Here is a 17,450-nt window from a genome sequence, read left to right on the forward strand (position 1 = left end):
TATTCATTGAAGTATAAATGATATCTACCGAAACATCCACCCGTTATTTGCTTATCAAATTCTTGTATACCACCGTACTAAGCAATTCCTCCCGCCTTTGTTTGGAAACCGGCAATTCCTTTCCGTTAATAAACAAACGGCCACCCGAAATTGAATCTATATGAGACAGATTGATAAGAAAAGAACGATGTATTCTAAAAAAAGACTCTTTCGGCAACATTTCTTCCAAAGAAGTCATTGTCTGGTGGATTGTTAACACCTTATCTTTGAAATACAGTCTCACGTAGTTCTGCATTCCTTCGGCATAGAGAATATCCCTCCAGACAATCCGTTGGAAAGCATCTCCTTGCCGGACATACATACTGGATGCCGTCTCATCATGCTCACTCCGCAACACCAATTGCGAGAAAAACAGATCGCGTGCTTTCGAAACAGCCTGAAAGAAACGTTGAAAACCAATAGGTTTCATCAAATAATCGACCACATGCAAGCGGAAACCATCGAGTGCATACTCGGAATAAGCCGTAGTAATAATGGTTAATGGCGGTTTTTCCAAAGACTCCAACAATTCAAGCCCCGAAAGGTGCGGCATATTAATATCCAAAAACATGAGATCTATCTCCGTTGTCTTGAGAATATCAGCAGCTTCCAATGCGGAAGAACAGGAACCGGCAACTTCCAGAAAATCCAGTTTACTTATGTAGTTGACTATTCCCCTGATTGCAATCGATTCATCATCAACTACCAGACATTTCATTTTATAACTTCCCTTATGTTTTAGTACAATCTCTGTCATTAATTAAATATTGATTATAAGTTTAGTCCGATAAACGGCATCCGTTTCTTCTATTGTCAGATTATAACATCCAAAATATAATATTTCCAAACGTTCTTTTATATTTTTAAGCCCCAAGCCACCCGTATTAATCTTCTTCCCGGAGAATGTAGATTTCGAATTTTCAATCTTCAAGCAAAGCGTATCTCCCTCTTGCCTAAAATCAATATCGATATACCCTTTCTCAAAATCCGACTTTGATACATGTTTAAATGCATTCTCAATAAATGTGATGAAAAGCAATGCCGGTATCTCTTTCTGCGGTTGCTCTATTTTCCACGAAGAAGTCACCACCAACTTATCGCCCCAGCGAATCTCTTCCACAGCAATAAAGTCTTTCAAAAATTGTATATCCTGCTCCAATGTTACTTTCTGTTTATCGCCATTATATAGCTGATAGCGCAATATTTCCGAATATTTTATCAACAGATCGGATGCTAAATCCACATCTGTCTGCATCAGAATATGGATGTGATTCAATACATTGAACATAAAATGAGGAGTTACCTGATGCTGGAGCGTACGTAACTGATACTCCACAAGTATCTTTTGAGATTTAATATATTCCAGAAAAAAACGCAAACCGCAAATCGTAATATTTATAATAATTCCGGATGAAAGAGGAATAAAAAAGGCATAAGGTGCCAAATCTGTCACATCAAAATATTCAGAGCCGGAAGGAAACACCCCCGAGTTCTCTAACCAGAAAAATAAATTAATATATGCAAGAAAAGCAAATCCGATGAGCAAAGAGAAAAAGGAAAACTGGAACATAAACAATTTTACTCCTTTTTGTTTCATCGCCTTGAGCAGAAGCGAGCCACTCAAATAGTTTGCAATGGGACATATCGTGAGCACAAGAAGAACAGAAAACAGGATCGACTCCCATATCGACTTTACTTGCGGCAAAACCTGAAGCCAGAAAATAAAGAATATCAGTATCCAAAAAGGAATGATAACAAGCTTATCGTTTTTAATCAGATCTACTTTCATGGTTGCAAAGTTAGTATATTAATTAATAATTATATTCCCATTCGTCAAAGGCAAACCTGCCATTCGTCAAAAAGATTTCAGTGAAGAGATCGAAAAGAGGAATTTTGGCATCGAATTACCAACTACCCATTAAAATTTTACAATATGAAGAAAGTCTTGTTTTTGCTACTTACATTCCTCGTTTATTCAAGCATAAATGCTCAGATTATGTTCAAAACCGAATATTTCGGTACATCCGGTTATCGAATGACAGAAGGAGATACGGATCAAAAAGTAGGCGACAGTAAAGGATCGGCAGTCGTTTATCAAGGTGGCATCAACATCCCCTTGTCTATGAAATCGGATGATAACGACCGCCCCATCATCTGGGCAGTCAGCTTAGGCGGGGCATATGCCAAGCTTGATAACAGAAACTTTACGGAGCCATTCGTTATTGACGAGATCATGAACATCGGATTCAGTATCAGCCATTTAAGATCTTTAAACGGAAAATGGTCCATATTGATTGCTGCCGGTGCGGGGATTTATATGCCCAATACCCGTTTTTCCCAAATCAATTATAAAAACATCTTGGGGAATATGGGAGTTATTTTTATCCATCATTTCAAATCGAATCTCGAGTTGGGAGGCGGCCTTGCCATGAATAATTCTTTTGGGTATCCGATGTTGTTTCCCGCTATCTATTTCAATTGGAAAACCGAAGGCCGTTACACCGTGAAGATAGCTATGCTCAAAGGTATCGAGATATCAGCAGGGTGCAACATCCACAAAAAACTAAGCCTAAACTTTATCATAGAAATGAATGGGCAAATGGCCTTGTTGGAACAGGAGGGGAAAAATAAAATATTCACTCACCAATATATCGTGACCGGTATCCGTCCCGAAATAAAAATAGGAAAACGTCTATCGATGCCCATTACAGCAGGCATTCATGCCATGCGCCCGGCAGAGATGGTGGATAGAAAACTGAAAAGTATGTTCCAAGACAAAGGGTATTATTTCCAGATAGCCCCTTACGTTTCAACCGGATTGCAAATCGGATTTTAAAGTTGAAGAAATACAACCGAGTCGGAGGTAAATGCCAATTATCGGTGTTTATCTCCTACCCGATTGTCATTAACCGATTCTATTTAAAAACAGTAGATTCAGCCTTAGTCTGATTCATATCAAAATTGAAAGTTATCGGAGCGAATTCCGGCAACTTACTTTGCTCCTCTCCTTCACCCAATAATACTTCTGTCGCTGCAAAATTAAACTTCATGTTCGCATTTTCCACAGCATATCCAGCAATTTTTCCCGGTTCAACCTTCACCTCAACAACCAATGTCTCCGGTTCTCCATCTTCCGTAGCTGATGGCATGGTAATCGATAAGCTCAGAGGTTTTGGATCCAGAATGAAATTAATGCTGTCTTTGGCAGTTGTGAGTGTCGGCTCATATCCCACTTTGTAGCTCACATCTCCTATGGCTTCCATTATTTGATCTGTCAATCCTTCATCCTTGACGATGGACAGAATAATATCCCTGACAGGAAAACTTTCAAAATGAATAGTATCATTGTCGACTTTGGCAGCAACATCCGTTCCAGAGGAGGCCAGCGGAGATACGATAGTGGTAAACATTTTACCGTCATAGTTTCCGAACATTGTTTCCGTTGTGACTTCATCCGGAAGCTGCGGAACATTTTCATCATCGTTACAAGCAACAAAAGAGAAAGAACATCCGAGTAACAATACTAAAACAAACAATTTCATCAGCTTAAAAACTTTTTTCATTTTCTTTTAATTTTTAATTAATACTAAACTTATCAAGTTGTCATCCTATGACCACTTTTGCATGCTAAATGATATACCCTCTCAAATGCTGCATAAAGGAGTTGTTAATATTTGTTTCATCACTGATTACCAGATTCATGAACACAGTAATTAAATAAAGAAACCCAATTTCTAATTCAGGTTTCCTTTTTAAAACAGTAGCAAGTCATACTGGCCTAAATGAATATATATCACCGGATATTGTTTTAAATTCATTTGTTACATGCAGTATTTTCATCAAAGTGTTATTTTTCTTATATCCAGGTACGGCAATCCTGCTACTTTCCTTATAATTAAAACAAGTAAAGAGTAACTGTAATGTTCGGGATTGCTTGATTAAAATAAAACAATGTTTAACTAAACAACCAAGCCCAATAGGCAAAACCTTATGAATGAGTATACAGAGAAAAGGATAGTGGCATTCACTTCACAATCCTTGAGACAATATGGAATACGTGCAGTTCGTATGAACGATATAGCCAAGAATATGAACATTTCGAAACGAACCATATATCAGGTATATAATACGAAAAATAATTTGATCAATACCTGTTTGGATGCCTATTTAAGCAGAATAGAGAATCTTTTTTATATCATCAGGTATAGTTCTTCGGATGTACTCTCATGTCTTTGGGAAATCTCCTTGGCTTATATGGATAATTTATACAAGGGTGAATGTGCTTTTTGGCTTGATATAAACCGGTATCTTGAGTATAAATACATATATACCGCACACAACCGTATGTGGCGGGACGGATTGGGAAAAGTTATTTCAGCCTGTCAACAGGAAGATTACGTTGTTCCGGATTTAGATATACAAATGTTTCTTGAATCATTTACGACACTGCTATATAACGCCAGAATTGCCGAATGTCCCCCTATCGTATTACACAAATCAGCTTACTTTATGCTTAGAGGAATCATGACGAGTCAAGGCGCTGAACGCTTAGAAAAAATCGAGAATCTGTTTGCAGAGAGTATGAAAAAGTAGTAAATGAGACTAAAAAAAACGATCCTCAATTACCTATTCCCTGATGGTTTGTGCTAAATTACACTAAAAAGGGCGGCTTCCCTTTTGGAAAACCGCCCTTCACTAAACAATATTTTTCTCAAAACTAAATAACAATTAAAGAAATCGATTAGAGAGCACCTACTTCTTTAAGAGCAGCATTTGTTTTACGAACAGCAGCAGCACTTGCTTTGAATTTAGCCATTTCTTCTTCATTCAATGGAAGTTCAACAACTTTTTCAATACCATTCTTACCCAAGATTACAGGTACACCACAGCAGATGTCTTCTTCTCCGTATTCTCCTTCAAGAGCTACTGAGCAAGGAACCATCTTCTTCTGGTCGTGGATAATAGATTCCACAACGAAAGCTCCTGCTGCACCCGGTGCATACCATGCAGAAGTACCCAACAGTTTGGTCAGTGTAGCACCTCCTACCATTGTATCGGCAGCCACTTTCTCCAACTGTTCTGCTGACAGGAAGTTAGAAACCGGCATACCTTTGTAAGTGGCGAAACGAGTCAAAGGAATCATAGTAGTGTCACCGTGACCACCGATAACCATACCTTCTACTTCATTAGCATTGCAACCTAAAGCCTGTGACAAGAAATATTTGAAACGTGAACTATCCAAAGCGCCACCCATACCGATAATACGGTTTTTAGGCACACCCAAAGCCTTCAATGACAAATAAGTCATTGTATCCATCGGATTAGAGATTACTACAATAATTGCATTTGGAGAATATTTCAGGATGTTTTCAGCTACCGATTTCACGATACCGGCATTTACACCGATCAACTCTTCACGAGTCATGCCCGGTTTACGAGGAATACCGGAAGTTATAACAACAACGTCAGAGTTTGCAGTTTTAGCATAATCATTGGTGCAGCCTACGACAGTAGTGTCGAATCCCAACAACTGAGCTGTCTGCATCATATCCATTGCCTTACCTTCTGAAACGCCTTCTTTTACATCCAGCATTACTACTTCGTCTGCTACTTCATTGAAAGCAAGTACATTTGCACATGTAGCACCTACGTTACCTGCGCCTACTACGGTTACTTTTGACATAATACTTATATTTTAAAAAGTTGATAATTAGTTCTATACTTTTTGCGCCACAAAAGTACAACGATAATCGTAATTAAAGAAATATTTCCGTAATAAATTTAGTTAAACCGACAACACTTAATGGTATAAGATTTCATAAACCGGTCATTGACCTGCTATGACATTTGTGTATGGAAATAAAAAACTAAGTGAAACTCTGCGCTACTCTGTCACTAAATGATTAAATTTGCGGCGAATTATCATCTAACTAAAGAGACATGAATAAGAAATCCCTTCTCATTATCGCCGTATCGGTGCTGGTGATAGCCCTCATCGGTATCACTTATTTACTATTTACCGAAAAGCAGAGTAATCGTGAACTAATCGAAGAGTTTGCCCTTGAGAAAGAAGATCTGGAGAATGAATATACACGTTTTGCACAGCAATATGACGAGTTAAAACTGACCGTATCCAACGACTCCTTATCGATCCTGTTGGAACAAGAGCAAATCAAGACCCAACGGCTGCTCGAAGAATTGCGTACCGTTAAAATCAGCAACGCCACTGAAATACGCCGCTTAAAAAAAGAACTGGCTTCACTCCGCAAAATCATGATCGGCTATATCAACCAAATAGACTCCCTCAACAAGCTTACCAACCAGCAAAAGCAGGTAATTGCGGAAGTAACACAGAAATACAATGCTGCTTCACGCCAAATCAGCAACCTGTCAGAAGAGAAAAAGAATCTGAATAAAAAAGTAACTTTAGCAGCCCAATTGGATGCTACCAATATTTGGATCGAGCCCAAAAACAAACGTGATAAAAAAGTAAAGAAAGTAAAAGACATCGTCAAGTTTGCCATCGGCTTTACAATTGTCAAAAACATCACGGCAGAAACCGGTGAACGTACCCTGTACGTCAACATCTATAAACCCAATAACGAAGTACTGACCAAGAACGCCGCCAATACTTTCGAATATGAGAACCGTTCACTTCCCTACTCTATCAAGAAATACATCGAATACAACGGAGAAGAACAGTCTATCACCGTGTTCTGGAATGTGGAAGAATACCTTTCCGCCGGTACCTACCGCGTAGACATCTTCGCCGACGGAACAATGATCGGTTCACAACGGTTCGAATTGGAATAACCAGTTCTCTGTACAGAAAAAATATGCCGGGCCAGTAGTCCCCTTCCCACTCATCCTTACATAAAGAAAATAGTAATATACATCCCCCCCTTATATTATATGTTACCCCAAATAACAATATATGTAAGGGGGCATTTCATATCCCCTAAGCACCCTTCTCACCACCCCTAAGCATCCTTCCCACCGACCATAAGCACCCTTCCCCCCCCCTCGGCCTTATTTTTTCTCCGCCAAGCGATCGCCCGTAGTGTAGCGTCCAAAGGGGCAATTGTCTGAGCGCAGCGAGTTCGAGCCCCTTTAGCGAAACGCAGGAAGAGAGTAGGAGAAAAAATACAGCCTTGATCCTTTCTTTTGGTATCTTTTCTTTCGTATCAAGACGAAAGAAAAGTACATCCCCCATCATTATACTCAAAAAACCTTAAATCATTTTGCCAATTCACCGAAACCCCATACTTTTGTTTCGTTGTTTATGCAATCATTATTCTGCAAATCAAAAGTAAGAAACAGAAAATATCCATAAACAAAAATCTCTATATTTGTGTTGTAAAAAAAGAAGTATCACCTTTATAATACGCGAGATGCAATGAAAAAATTATTCATTCTGACAATTCTGCTAATCAATCTCTTTTCAACAAAAGCACAAAACATACTCAACTTAGATAGTTGCCGTGCATTGGCTTTGGCCAACAATAAAGAGTTGCTCATCAGTAATGAGAAAATAAATGCAGCACATTACCAGCGAAAAGCTGCTTTCACCAATTACCTGCCCAATATTTCGGCCACAGGAGCTTACATGCGAAACCAAAAGGAATTCTCATTGTTGAACGATGCCCAGAAAGGTGCTTTATCCGGTTTAGGAACCAGCATAGGTGGTCCGTTGCAACAAGCGGGGCAGGCCGTATTGGGCCAGCTTCCTCCCGAACTGGCACAAAAATTAGCTCCGGTTCTCACGCAAGTGGGCAACGAGCTTGTACCCGCCCTTAACGGAGCAGGAGAATCATTAATCGACGCTTTCCGTACCGATACCCGAAACGTATATGCCGGTGCCATCACGTTGACACAACCTCTTTATATGGGAGGTAAAATCCGCGCTTACAATAAAATCACCAAATATGCCGAAGAACTGGCACGCCAGCAGCATCATTCCGGCCTACAGGAAGTGATCTTAAGTACCGACCAAGCCTACTGGCAAGTCGTTTCGCTGGTAAATAAGAAAAAACTGGCAGAAGGTTATTTGAAACTTCTTCAAAAATTAGACAGCGATGTAGAAAAAATGATTGCTGAAGGAGTGGCAACCAAAGCGGACGGACTATCCGTGCGCGTAAAGGTAAACGAAGCCGAGATGACACTCACTAAAGTAGAAGACGGACTCAGTCTTTCCAGAATGTTGCTTTGTCAACTATGCGGTCTCGATTTGACCACCCCGATCGTATTAGCAGACGAGAATATAGAAAACCTGCCCTTATTAAAAACGGAAACACAATTTGACATGGCCACCGCTTATGCCAATCGTCCGGAGATACGTAGTTTGGAACTTGCCAGTCAGATATACAATCAGAAAATAAACGTAACCCGTGCCGAGCATCTCCCCTCCGTAGCTTTCATGGGAAATTACATGGTTACCAACCCCTCCGTATTTAACGGATTTGAGAATAAGTTCAAAGGCATGTGGAACGTAGGTGTCATGGTACAACTCCCTATCTGGCATTGGGGCGAAGGCATATATAAGGTAAAAGCTGCAAAAGCAGAATCTCGTATAGCCCAGTATCAGTTACAAGATGCAAAAGAGAAAATAGAATTACAGGTAAACCAAGCCGCTTTCAAGGTGAACGAAGCTGCCAAAAAACTCGTCATGGCTGAGAAAAACCAGGAAAAAGCAGACGAGAACCTTCGATATGCCCGGTTGGGCTTTGAAGAAGGAGTGATAGCCACCAGCAATGTCCTTGAAGCGCAAACAGCTTGGCTGTCTGCCCAATCCGAAAAGATAGACGCCCAGATTGATGTCAAATTGACGGAAATCTATCTGCAAAAGTCATTGGGTACACTTAAATAAAGGAAGAGGTAAAAAGGGAGAAAGGAGAGGGAAGAAGAAAAATTCGTAATTGAATACCGGCCTAAAAGTACTGAATAAGAAACTGATAGAACAAAAACTTGATAGAACAGGAAGTTCATAAATAATAAAAACATAAGAAAGAGTTATTTCAATCGTAAATCGTAAATCGTAAATTGTAAATTGTAAATTGTAAATAAAAATGGCATCACAAAAATCACAGAACAGCAATATGCTGCTTGCATTCCTTACTCTTTTGGGAGTTATCGCTCTGGTTGCAGTCGTTGGTTTCTTTATGCTTCGCAAGGGACCGGAGATTATCCAGGGACAGGCTGAAGTGGATGAATACCGGGTATCAAGCAAAGTACCGGGACGTATACTTGAATTCCGTGTCAAAGAAGGGCAAACCGTACAAGCGGGAGATACCCTTGCCATCCTTGAAGCACCGGATATCGCTGCAAAAATGGAACAGGCACGTGCTGCAGAAGCTGCCGCACAGGCACAAAACGAAAAAGCCATTAAAGGCGCCCGTCAGGAACAAATACAAGCTGCCTATGAAATGTGGCAAAAAGCCCGAGCCGGGGTAGTAATTGCCGAAAAATCGTACAAACGCGTTAAAAACTTGTTCGAGCAAGGAGTAATGCCTGCACAAAAACTGGATGAAGTAACCGCACAACTCAATGCATCCATTGCCACCGAAAAAGCCGCTAAAGCCCAATACACAATGGCAAAGAATGGGGCAGAACGGGAAGACAAGATGGCAGCAGCCGCTCTTGTGGAACGTGCAAAAGGTGCTGTTGCCGAAGTGGAATCTTATATAAAAGAAACTTTCCTCATCGCACAATCAGCAGGCGAAGTTTCCGAAATATTTCCCAAGGTAGGTGAACTGGTAGGAACCGGAGCACCTATTATGAACATTGCCATACTCAAAGACATGTGGGTCACTTTCAATGTACGTGAAGACCTGCTGAAAAACCTTACAATGGGAGCTGAATTCGAAGCCTTCGTCCCGGCACTGGACAATAAGACGATCAAACTGAAAGTGGATTATATGAAAGACTTAGGTACTTATGCCGCTTGGAAAGCTACGAAAACAACCGGGCAGTTTGACTTGAAAACATTTGAAGTCCGCGCACGCCCACTGGATAAGGTAGAAGGACTGCGCCCGGGAATGTCGGTGATTATCAAGAAATAATTAAATAATGTGTCAATGTGCTAATATGCCAATGTGCCAATTACCATGCGGCATGTTGGCATAGCGCAGCCAATTGGCATATTGGCACATTGACACATTATTCATTTTCATTACTAAATTATGAAAGAAAGAGAAAAGAAATACATAGCCTTGTGGCTCGTCATGAAGCGCGAATGCCGCCGTCTCGTGTCGCGTCCGCTTTATCTCTTTTGCATGGTGATTGCACCGTTATTCTGCTATATCTTCTTCACCACGCTGATGGATTCCGGTCTGCCGACCAATCTGCCTGTCGGTGCAGTGGATATGGATCAGTCTGCCACCTCGCGAAACCTGATCCGCAATCTGGATGCCTTCGGACAGACGGGTGTAGTGGCACATTACGGTAGTATAGCCGATGCCCGCATTGCCGTGCAAGAAGGAAAGATTTACGGTTTCTTTTATATCCCCAAGGGGTTATCGGCAGATGCCCAAAGCCAACGCCAACCCAAGATTTCATTTTACACCAACAACTCTTATCTCATAGCGGGTTCTTTGTTATTCAAAGACATGAAGATGATGAGTGAACTGGCAGCAGGAGCAGCCGGACGTTCAGTTCTATACGCCAAAGGGGCTACCGAAGACCAGGCAATGGGGTTTCTGCAACCGATTGTAATCGATACGCACCCGTTGAACAATCCCTGGTTAAACTACTCCGTATACCTGTGCAACACATTAGTGCCGGGCGTACTCATGCTGATGATATTCATGATAACCGTATACTCCATCGGCACGGAGATCAAAGACCGCACAGCCCGCGAATGGTTACGCATGAGCAATAACTCCATATACATAGCCTTGGCAGGCAAACTGTTGCCCCACACGGTGATATTCTTCATTATGGGTATCTTCTATAATATATATCTGTATGGATTCCTGCACTTCCCGTGCAATAGCGGCATCCTGCCGATGATATTGGCTACCCTTTGTCTGGTGCTCGCCTCCCAATGCTGCGGCATCGTGATGATAGGTACTCTGCCCACCCTGCGTCTCGGATTAAGTTTCGCTTCATTGTGGGGTGTCATCTCCTTCTCCATCTCCGGCTTCTCGTTTCCGGTAATGGCGATGCATCCTGTCTTGCAGGCATTGAGCAACCTCTTCCCGTTGCGTCACTATTTTCTTATTTACGTAGACCAGGCACTCAATGGTTATAGCATGATCTATTCCTGGCCCAACTATATGGCATTACTGATATTTATGATGCTTCCTTTTCTTGTGGTTCACCGCTTGAAAGAAGCATTGATATACTATAAATACGTACCCTGATGAAAGAGATTACATTCAAAGAAAGAGTAAAGCAAGGCATCAATGACCTGTTTTACATCTGGTTGCGAGAGTTCCGTACCACTTTCCGCGATCAGGGGGTACTCATATTCTTTATACTCGTGCCACTGGTATATCCGCTTATCTACGGATTTATCTATACAAATGAGGTGGTACGTGAAGTTCCCGCCGTTGTAGTGGATGCTTCACGCAGTTCCTTGAGCCGCGAATATCTTAGAAAAGTAGATGCAACCCCCGATATCAACATCGTAGCCTATTGTGCCGACATGGAAGAAGCCAAACTGATGTTGAAAGACCGCCTGGCTTATGGTATTATCTATATCCCTTCGGAATTCAGTCAAGACATCGCACAAGGCAAACAGACCCAAGTAAGCATCTATTGTGATATGAGCGGGCTGCTTTATTACAAAAGCATGTTGCTTGCCAATACTGCGGTATCACTGGATATGAACCGGGATATCAAGATAGAGCGTGCCGGAAACACAACCGCCCGACAGGATGAAATCACCGGTTATCCGATAGAATATGAAGATGTTGCCATGTTCAACCCGACCAACGGCTTTGCCGCTTTTCTCATCCCGGCTGTATTAATTTTGCTGATTCAGCAGACCTTATTGCTCGGCATCGGCCTTTCGGCAGGAACAGCGCGCGAACAGAATCGTTTCAAAGACCTTGTACCTATCAACCGGCATTACAACGGTACGTTGCGTATTGTCATGGGAAAGGGTTTGAGTTATTACATGGTCTATTCGCTGGTATCGGTATATGTACTATGTGTCGTCCCTCGGATTTTCAGTCTGAACCAAATAGGACAGCCGGGCACGCTCGCCCTGTTCATGCTACCCTATCTGGCAGCCTGCATCTTTTTTGCCATGACCGCTTCCATTGCTATCCGCAACCGGGAAACGTGTATGCTGCTATTCGTGTTTACCTCCGTCCCTCTGCTGTTCATCTCGGGAATATCCTGGCCGGGTGCTGCTATCCCTCCGTTCTGGAAATACTTTTCCTACGTCTTCCCATCGACTTTCGGCATCAATGGTTTTGTACGCATCAATAACATGGGAGGTACCTTGAGCGAAGTTGCATTCGAATACAAAGCCTTGTGGCTACAAGCCGGATTTTATTTCCTTACCACCTGTCTCGTATACCGTTGGCAAATCATAATGAGCCGCAAACATATCATCGAGAGATATAAAGAACTGAAAGAAAGGGAAAGAATGATACAAGGAGAATAAATATAGATCAAAACAAATATAAACCGTCAGGACATATTATTTTCCGTACAAGATAAACGATCCCCCCAAAAAAGTAACAAGAAGACAACAGACAGAAAACCATCCTCTTACCCAGAATCATAAAAGGTCCGAAAGACATCACTTTCGGGCCTTTTTCATATATCCTCTCCCCTATTTGCATTATTTAACCCATTGACTATTGTTTAATTACGAAACTTTCGTAGATTTGCATCATAATCGTAATTAAACAAACTCCATGGAAAAGCTAACTATACAAGAAGAAGAAGTGATGATTTACATCTGGGAACTGGAAAACTGTTTTGTAAAAGAGATAGTGGCCAAATTCGAACCACCTGCTCCTCCTTATACTACCATTGCATCGATAGTAAAAAACCTTGAGCGAAAAGGGTATGTAACGGCCCGGCGCGTAGGCAATACCTATCAATACACTCCCGCTATACGGGAAAGCGAATACAAACGAAGTTTTATGAGCGGAGTAGTACGGAATTACTTTGAGAATTCCTATAAAGAGATGGTTTCCTTTTTTGCCAAAGACCAGAAAATCTCGACCAGCGACTTGAAAGAGATCATCGACATGATTGAAAAAGGTAAAGAAGAATAACGAATAAACAGTAAAATCATGACTCCGGAACTTGCATATTTTCTGAAAATCAACGTAGGCATTGCACTATTCTACGCCTTTTACCGGTTGTTCTTGTACAAGGATACCTTTTTTCATTGGCGGCGGACGGCACTACTCTGCTTTTTCGGGGTTTCACTCCTCTACCCGATGCTCAATCTGCAAGAATGGGTGAAAGCACACGAGCCTATGGTAGCAATGGCCGACCTTTATGCCACGACACTGCTTCCGGAAATTGTATTTGATGAAGTGACGATAACCGCCGGTATCAATTGGCAAGACATAACGCTCACGTCGCTAAAGGTGATTTATCTGTGTGGAGTAATCCTCTTCTCCATTCGTTTCATAGTACAGCTAATCAGCATCATCCGTTTAAGGATACGATGTAAAGCAATGCAAATACAAGGTGTACGTATATATGCCCTGAATAAAGCAAGCGGTCCATTCTCCTTTTTCCATTGGATCTTCATTCATCCGGAATCACATACGGAAGAAGAATTGGCCGAAGTACTGGTACACGAACTTACCCATGCCCGGCAAATACACTCGGCGGACGTAGTATTCGGAGAATGGATGTGCATCGCTTGTTGGTTCAATCCTTTTGCCTGGCTCATGAAACGCGAAATACGAAACAATCTGGAATACATGGCCGACCAGCATGTATTACAAACAGGATATGATCATAAAACATACCAGTATCACTTGTTGGGACTGGCTCATCATAAGGCTGCAGCAACTCTTTATAATAGTTTCAATGTTTTACCACTCAAAAACCGAATTACAATGATGAATAAAAAAAGAACGAAAGAGATAGGAAGAACCAAATATCTGATGTTTCTTCCACTGGCTGCCCTGCTGATGATAATCAGTAACATCGAGGCAGTGGCCCGGACAACAAAGGATTTTGCCAAAGATGTGATACAGGCTGTTGAAGAGAAAACAGGGCAAACAGGCGAAACGCTACAACCTGTTGCCGCAGAAACCTCCGAACCGACAACTCCGACAACAACTCCCCTCCAGGAAAAGAAAGTGGAATACAAAGGAGTAGTAGTTGACGACACTGGAAAAGGACTGGCTAACGCCACATTAGGAGCAGAAATTCTGAATGACGGGACTTTTCAGAAAATAAATATTCCGAATACAAAAACAGACGCCAATGGTAATTTTTCTTTCACTGCAATAGAGGGCATCACCACGATTACCATTGACAATAAAGACATTTCTGCTTCTATGAATATCAAAAACCAAGACCGTCTCAATCTGAAGATAGTGCTTCTAAGTGCAGCTGCCAGAAAGAAAATGGAGGAAAATTTGGAGGTATTCGACATTGTTGAAAAAATGCCTGTTTTTCCCGGAGGGCAAACGGCTCTGATGGAATATATAAGCCAAAACCTGCGTTATCCTGCAAAAGCACATCAGGAAAGAATCCAAGGACGGGTTATCGCCGGTTTTGTTGTAGAAAAAGACGGATCGATCAGTACGCCGACAATTGTACGATCTGTCAGTCCGGAAGTGGATGCAGAGGCCATACGGGTATTATCGACCATGCCTAAATGGACTCCCGGCACTCAAAGAGGAAAAGAAGTACGTGTCCGTTATACCGTTCCCATCCTCTTCAAACTGAGCGAACCGGAAGCGGAAGAAATAAAAAACAGCAAACTGGACGAAGTTGTCGTAGTAGCGTATGCCGCTGACGAAAACACAGCTACAGATGCATCGGATACTATTCTCGAGAATGCAGAAGAAATGCCTAAATACCCCGGTGGAACCGAAGGTCTGATGCGCTATCTGGCCAAAAACATCAAATACCCGGTCGATGCCCAGAAAAGTAAAACGCAAGGACGCGTGGTCGTACAGATCATAGTCGATAAGGAGGGCCGTGTTACCAGTCCGAGGATCGCGCAAAGCGTGTCACCCTCGTTGGACGCAGAAGCAATACGCGTAGTAACAGGCATGCCACGTTGGGAACCCGGGAAAAATAAAGGAGAAGCGGTAGCCGTGCAATACACGCTCCCTATCAACTTCAAACTCCAGTAAAAAACTCTCTCTTACACTACATTAATTGAAAAAGGAAGAAGGGCCCATTACTTTATGGCGCACTTCTTCTTTTTTTATACACAAAACACAGATTCTAACTATATAATTCTTATTTTTGTATATAACTCTATAAATGAATATACCATGAAACAATTAGCGCTCATTGCCTGCTTTCTACTAAATGTGGCATATACGCAAGCCCAAGAAAAAATGATTGAACAGCCTCCCTTTTCCGATTGGAGCTCTACAAGTATCGAAGTAGACAAAGTGGCACTGAGCGACACAGCCACCGTATTGCACATCAAAGCGTTCTACCGCCCCAAAAACTGGATAAGAATAGCATCCGGTAGTTTTCTGAAAGGAGATGACGGAGAATTATACCCTCTTCGCTACGGCATAGGCATTGCTCCCGACCAGGAATTCTGGATGCCGGAATCCGGACAGGCAGAATTTAAACTCGTCTTCCCACCCTTGCCCGAAACGGTCACCTCCATTGATTTCTCGGAAGGCGATACAGAAGGTGCTTTCAAAATCTGGGGTATCCGACTGGACGGTGAACTTCCCAAACTAAAGTTGCCGGCAGAAGCAACAGTACGCGTCAAGAAGTTATCGTCCCTCCCCATCCCTGCCATCCAAAAAGGAAAAGCCCTGTTAGAAGGTTGCTTCCTCAATTATCACCCAGGAGCATCCTCTGACTTTACCATTTACCTCTCCGGGGCCCTGAACCTGAATCAGAAAGTAAAGATAAAAATAAAAGATGACGGCAGTTTTTCTGAAGAGATACCGGTATTGACCACTACTCCTGCCATCATGTACACCGGATCCGGTGCCATCAGCCTCTTATTAGCTCCCGGAGAAAAAACAAATATCTTTATCAACCAACGTGAAATCTGTCGCCGCCAATCCAAGTTGCACAGAGAAAAGAAATCCGATGAAGCAAACGTTTACTACGGAGGATACTTAGCCGGATTATCGGCCGAAATCAATAAACTGAACTTCCAAACTGAAATAGATTCTGATTACCCGCTATTCATTCAAGAACTAAAAGATAAGAATGCAGAAGAAGTAAAGGCCTATATTCTGGAAAAACAGCAAAGCAAACTCCGGGAGATAGAAAATTTGAAAGCCACAAAAGCCTGCAAGGCAGTGCTTCACAATGCAGTGAATGCATCGGCAGCATCCCTCCTTATGTTCGTTCCTCAAATTGTACAACGTGTACATATCGTTAATTATAAGCTGGAAGGTGAAGCAAGTAAGGAGTATGTAAAGAACAATCCGGTGCAACTCCCGGATAATTTCTACGATCTATTAAAGGATTTCTCCAACCTCAACACTCCGGAAGCTCTCTATACCCCCCAATATGCACGCCTTACCGCAAGCCAGACATTCAGAAAAGCATTCGGCAAAGCACTCGGAACGGACAAAGGTATTTATTTCGACTTATCTATAGTAGCAAACGTACTCAACGGGATCAGTGAATTTACTCCCGCATCCGAGGAACAACTGGCACAGATTGCAGGTTTGGACAATCCGGCCTATCTGGAAACCGTGAAAGAGAAGAATACCGCACTTTTAGCTAAAATAGAACAGAATAAAAAGAAGACCGGATTCACCATCAATGAGGCGGGAGAAGTCAGTAATGAGGATTTGTTCGCTTCCATCATTTCCAAATATCGCGGACATACATTACTGGTGGATTTTTGGGCAACCTGGTGTGGTCCGTGCCGCACGGCAAATAAGGCAATGATCCCCATGAAAGAAGAGCTGAAAGACAAAGACATCGTTTATGTGTATCTCACGGGAGAGACCTCGCCAAAAGGGACATGGGAAAATATGATACCGGATATACACGGTGAGCACTTTCGGGTAACAGACGAACAGTGGAGTTATCTGATGGATTCATTCAGCATCAGAGGAGTGCCTACCTATCTTCTCGTCGACCGCGAAGGAAACATTACCTACAAAACAACCGGATTTCCCGGGACAGACAAGATGAAAGAAGAATTACTGAAAACACTTGATAAATAATAACGAAATTCCGCCTCTACAGGATGTATACTAATACAAACAGTAGAGGCGGAATTGTAAGTCTTCCATTAACGGACCACCGTCATAATGCCC

General features: G+C 42.1%; 14 protein-coding genes. 10 read left to right on the forward strand and 4 right to left on the reverse strand.

From position 1 onward, the window contains the following. Positions 1-43 precede the first annotated feature (43 nt). Both QVP90_RS15840 and QVP90_RS15845 read right to left on the reverse strand, forming a co-directional pair. On the reverse strand, positions 44-796 hold the full coding sequence (locus tag QVP90_RS15840) for a LytR/AlgR family response regulator transcription factor (RefSeq protein WP_021936976.1): 753 nt from the start codon (positions 794-796) through the stop codon (positions 44-46). A 3-nt stretch (positions 797-799) separates the two neighbouring features. Continuing rightward, positions 800-1,828: a sensor histidine kinase gene (locus QVP90_RS15845; protein WP_021936977.1), complete on the reverse strand. Its 1,029-nt coding sequence runs from the start codon at positions 1,826-1,828 to the stop codon at positions 800-802. A gap of 144 nt (positions 1,829-1,972) precedes the next feature. Here QVP90_RS15845 and QVP90_RS15850 point away from each other — a divergent pair, with 144 nt between their 5' ends. Continuing rightward, positions 1,973-2,875 (forward strand): DUF6268 family outer membrane beta-barrel protein, encoded by a 903-nt coding sequence (locus tag QVP90_RS15850; protein WP_021936978.1) that lies wholly within the window; start codon positions 1,973-1,975, stop codon positions 2,873-2,875. Positions 2,876-2,954: 79 nt separating this feature from the next. Here the strand turns inward: QVP90_RS15850 and QVP90_RS15855 are convergent, their stop codons facing one another. Next, positions 2,955-3,602, reverse strand: a complete 648-nt coding sequence (locus QVP90_RS15855) for a DUF4840 domain-containing protein (protein ID WP_007482473.1) — start codon at positions 3,600-3,602, stop codon at positions 2,955-2,957. A gap of 427 nt (positions 3,603-4,029) precedes the next feature. On the opposite strand from QVP90_RS15855, the gene QVP90_RS15860 reads away from it, so the two are divergent. Continuing rightward, positions 4,030-4,632 (forward strand): TetR/AcrR family transcriptional regulator, encoded by a 603-nt coding sequence (locus QVP90_RS15860; RefSeq protein WP_021936979.1) that lies wholly within the window; start codon positions 4,030-4,032, stop codon positions 4,630-4,632. A 148-nt stretch (positions 4,633-4,780) separates the two neighbouring features. On the opposite strand, the gene mdh is transcribed toward QVP90_RS15860, so the two are convergent. Then, a complete protein-coding gene (gene mdh / locus QVP90_RS15865; RefSeq protein WP_005933970.1) occupies positions 4,781-5,722 on the reverse strand; it encodes a malate dehydrogenase in 942 nt (313 codons plus the stop codon). 257 nt (positions 5,723-5,979) lie between these two features. Here mdh and QVP90_RS15870 point away from each other — a divergent pair, with 257 nt between their 5' ends. The 8 genes from QVP90_RS15870 to QVP90_RS15905 all read left to right on the forward strand — a co-directional run bounded on the left by QVP90_RS15870 (position 5,980) and on the right by QVP90_RS15905 (position 17,357). Beyond that, positions 5,980-6,852, forward strand: coding sequence for a hypothetical protein (locus QVP90_RS15870; protein ID WP_021936980.1), 873 nt, complete (start codon positions 5,980-5,982; stop codon positions 6,850-6,852). Between the two features lie 583 nt (positions 6,853-7,435). Then, the gene (locus tag QVP90_RS15875; protein WP_021936981.1) at positions 7,436-8,905 is read left to right on the forward strand and encodes a TolC family protein; all 1,470 of its coding nucleotides are present in this window, start codon (positions 7,436-7,438) and stop codon (positions 8,903-8,905) included. A 199-nt stretch (positions 8,906-9,104) separates the two neighbouring features. After that, positions 9,105-10,097, forward strand: a complete 993-nt coding sequence (locus QVP90_RS15880; protein ID WP_021936982.1) for an HlyD family secretion protein — start codon at positions 9,105-9,107, stop codon at positions 10,095-10,097. A gap of 120 nt (positions 10,098-10,217) precedes the next feature. After that, positions 10,218-11,399 (forward strand): ABC transporter permease, encoded by a 1,182-nt coding sequence (locus tag QVP90_RS15885; RefSeq protein WP_021936983.1) that lies wholly within the window; start codon positions 10,218-10,220, stop codon positions 11,397-11,399. Continuing rightward, the gene (locus QVP90_RS15890) at positions 11,399-12,652 is read left to right on the forward strand and encodes an ABC transporter permease (RefSeq protein WP_007482479.1); all 1,254 of its coding nucleotides are present in this window, start codon (positions 11,399-11,401) and stop codon (positions 12,650-12,652) included. The genes QVP90_RS15885 and QVP90_RS15890 overlap by 1 nt, the downstream gene beginning before the upstream one ends. A 256-nt stretch (positions 12,653-12,908) precedes the next feature. Then, positions 12,909-13,274 (forward strand): BlaI/MecI/CopY family transcriptional regulator, encoded by a 366-nt coding sequence (locus tag QVP90_RS15895; RefSeq protein ID WP_005934028.1) that lies wholly within the window; start codon positions 12,909-12,911, stop codon positions 13,272-13,274. Positions 13,275-13,292: 18 nt separating this feature from the next. Next, positions 13,293-15,329, forward strand: a complete 2,037-nt coding sequence (locus QVP90_RS15900; RefSeq protein WP_005934032.1) for a M56 family metallopeptidase — start codon at positions 13,293-13,295, stop codon at positions 15,327-15,329. Positions 15,330-15,473: 144 nt separating this feature from the next. After that, positions 15,474-17,357 carry a TlpA family protein disulfide reductase gene (locus tag QVP90_RS15905; protein WP_264381068.1) on the forward strand — a complete coding sequence of 628 codons (1,884 nt, stop codon included), beginning with the start codon at positions 15,474-15,476 and terminating at the stop codon, positions 17,355-17,357. The last annotated feature ends 93 nt before the right edge of the window (positions 17,358-17,450 follow it).

The organism is Bacteroides sp. CAG:189 (assembly GCF_000432295.1).
Taxonomy (GTDB): Bacteria; Bacteroidota; Bacteroidia; order Bacteroidales; family Bacteroidaceae; genus Bacteroides; species Bacteroides salyersiae.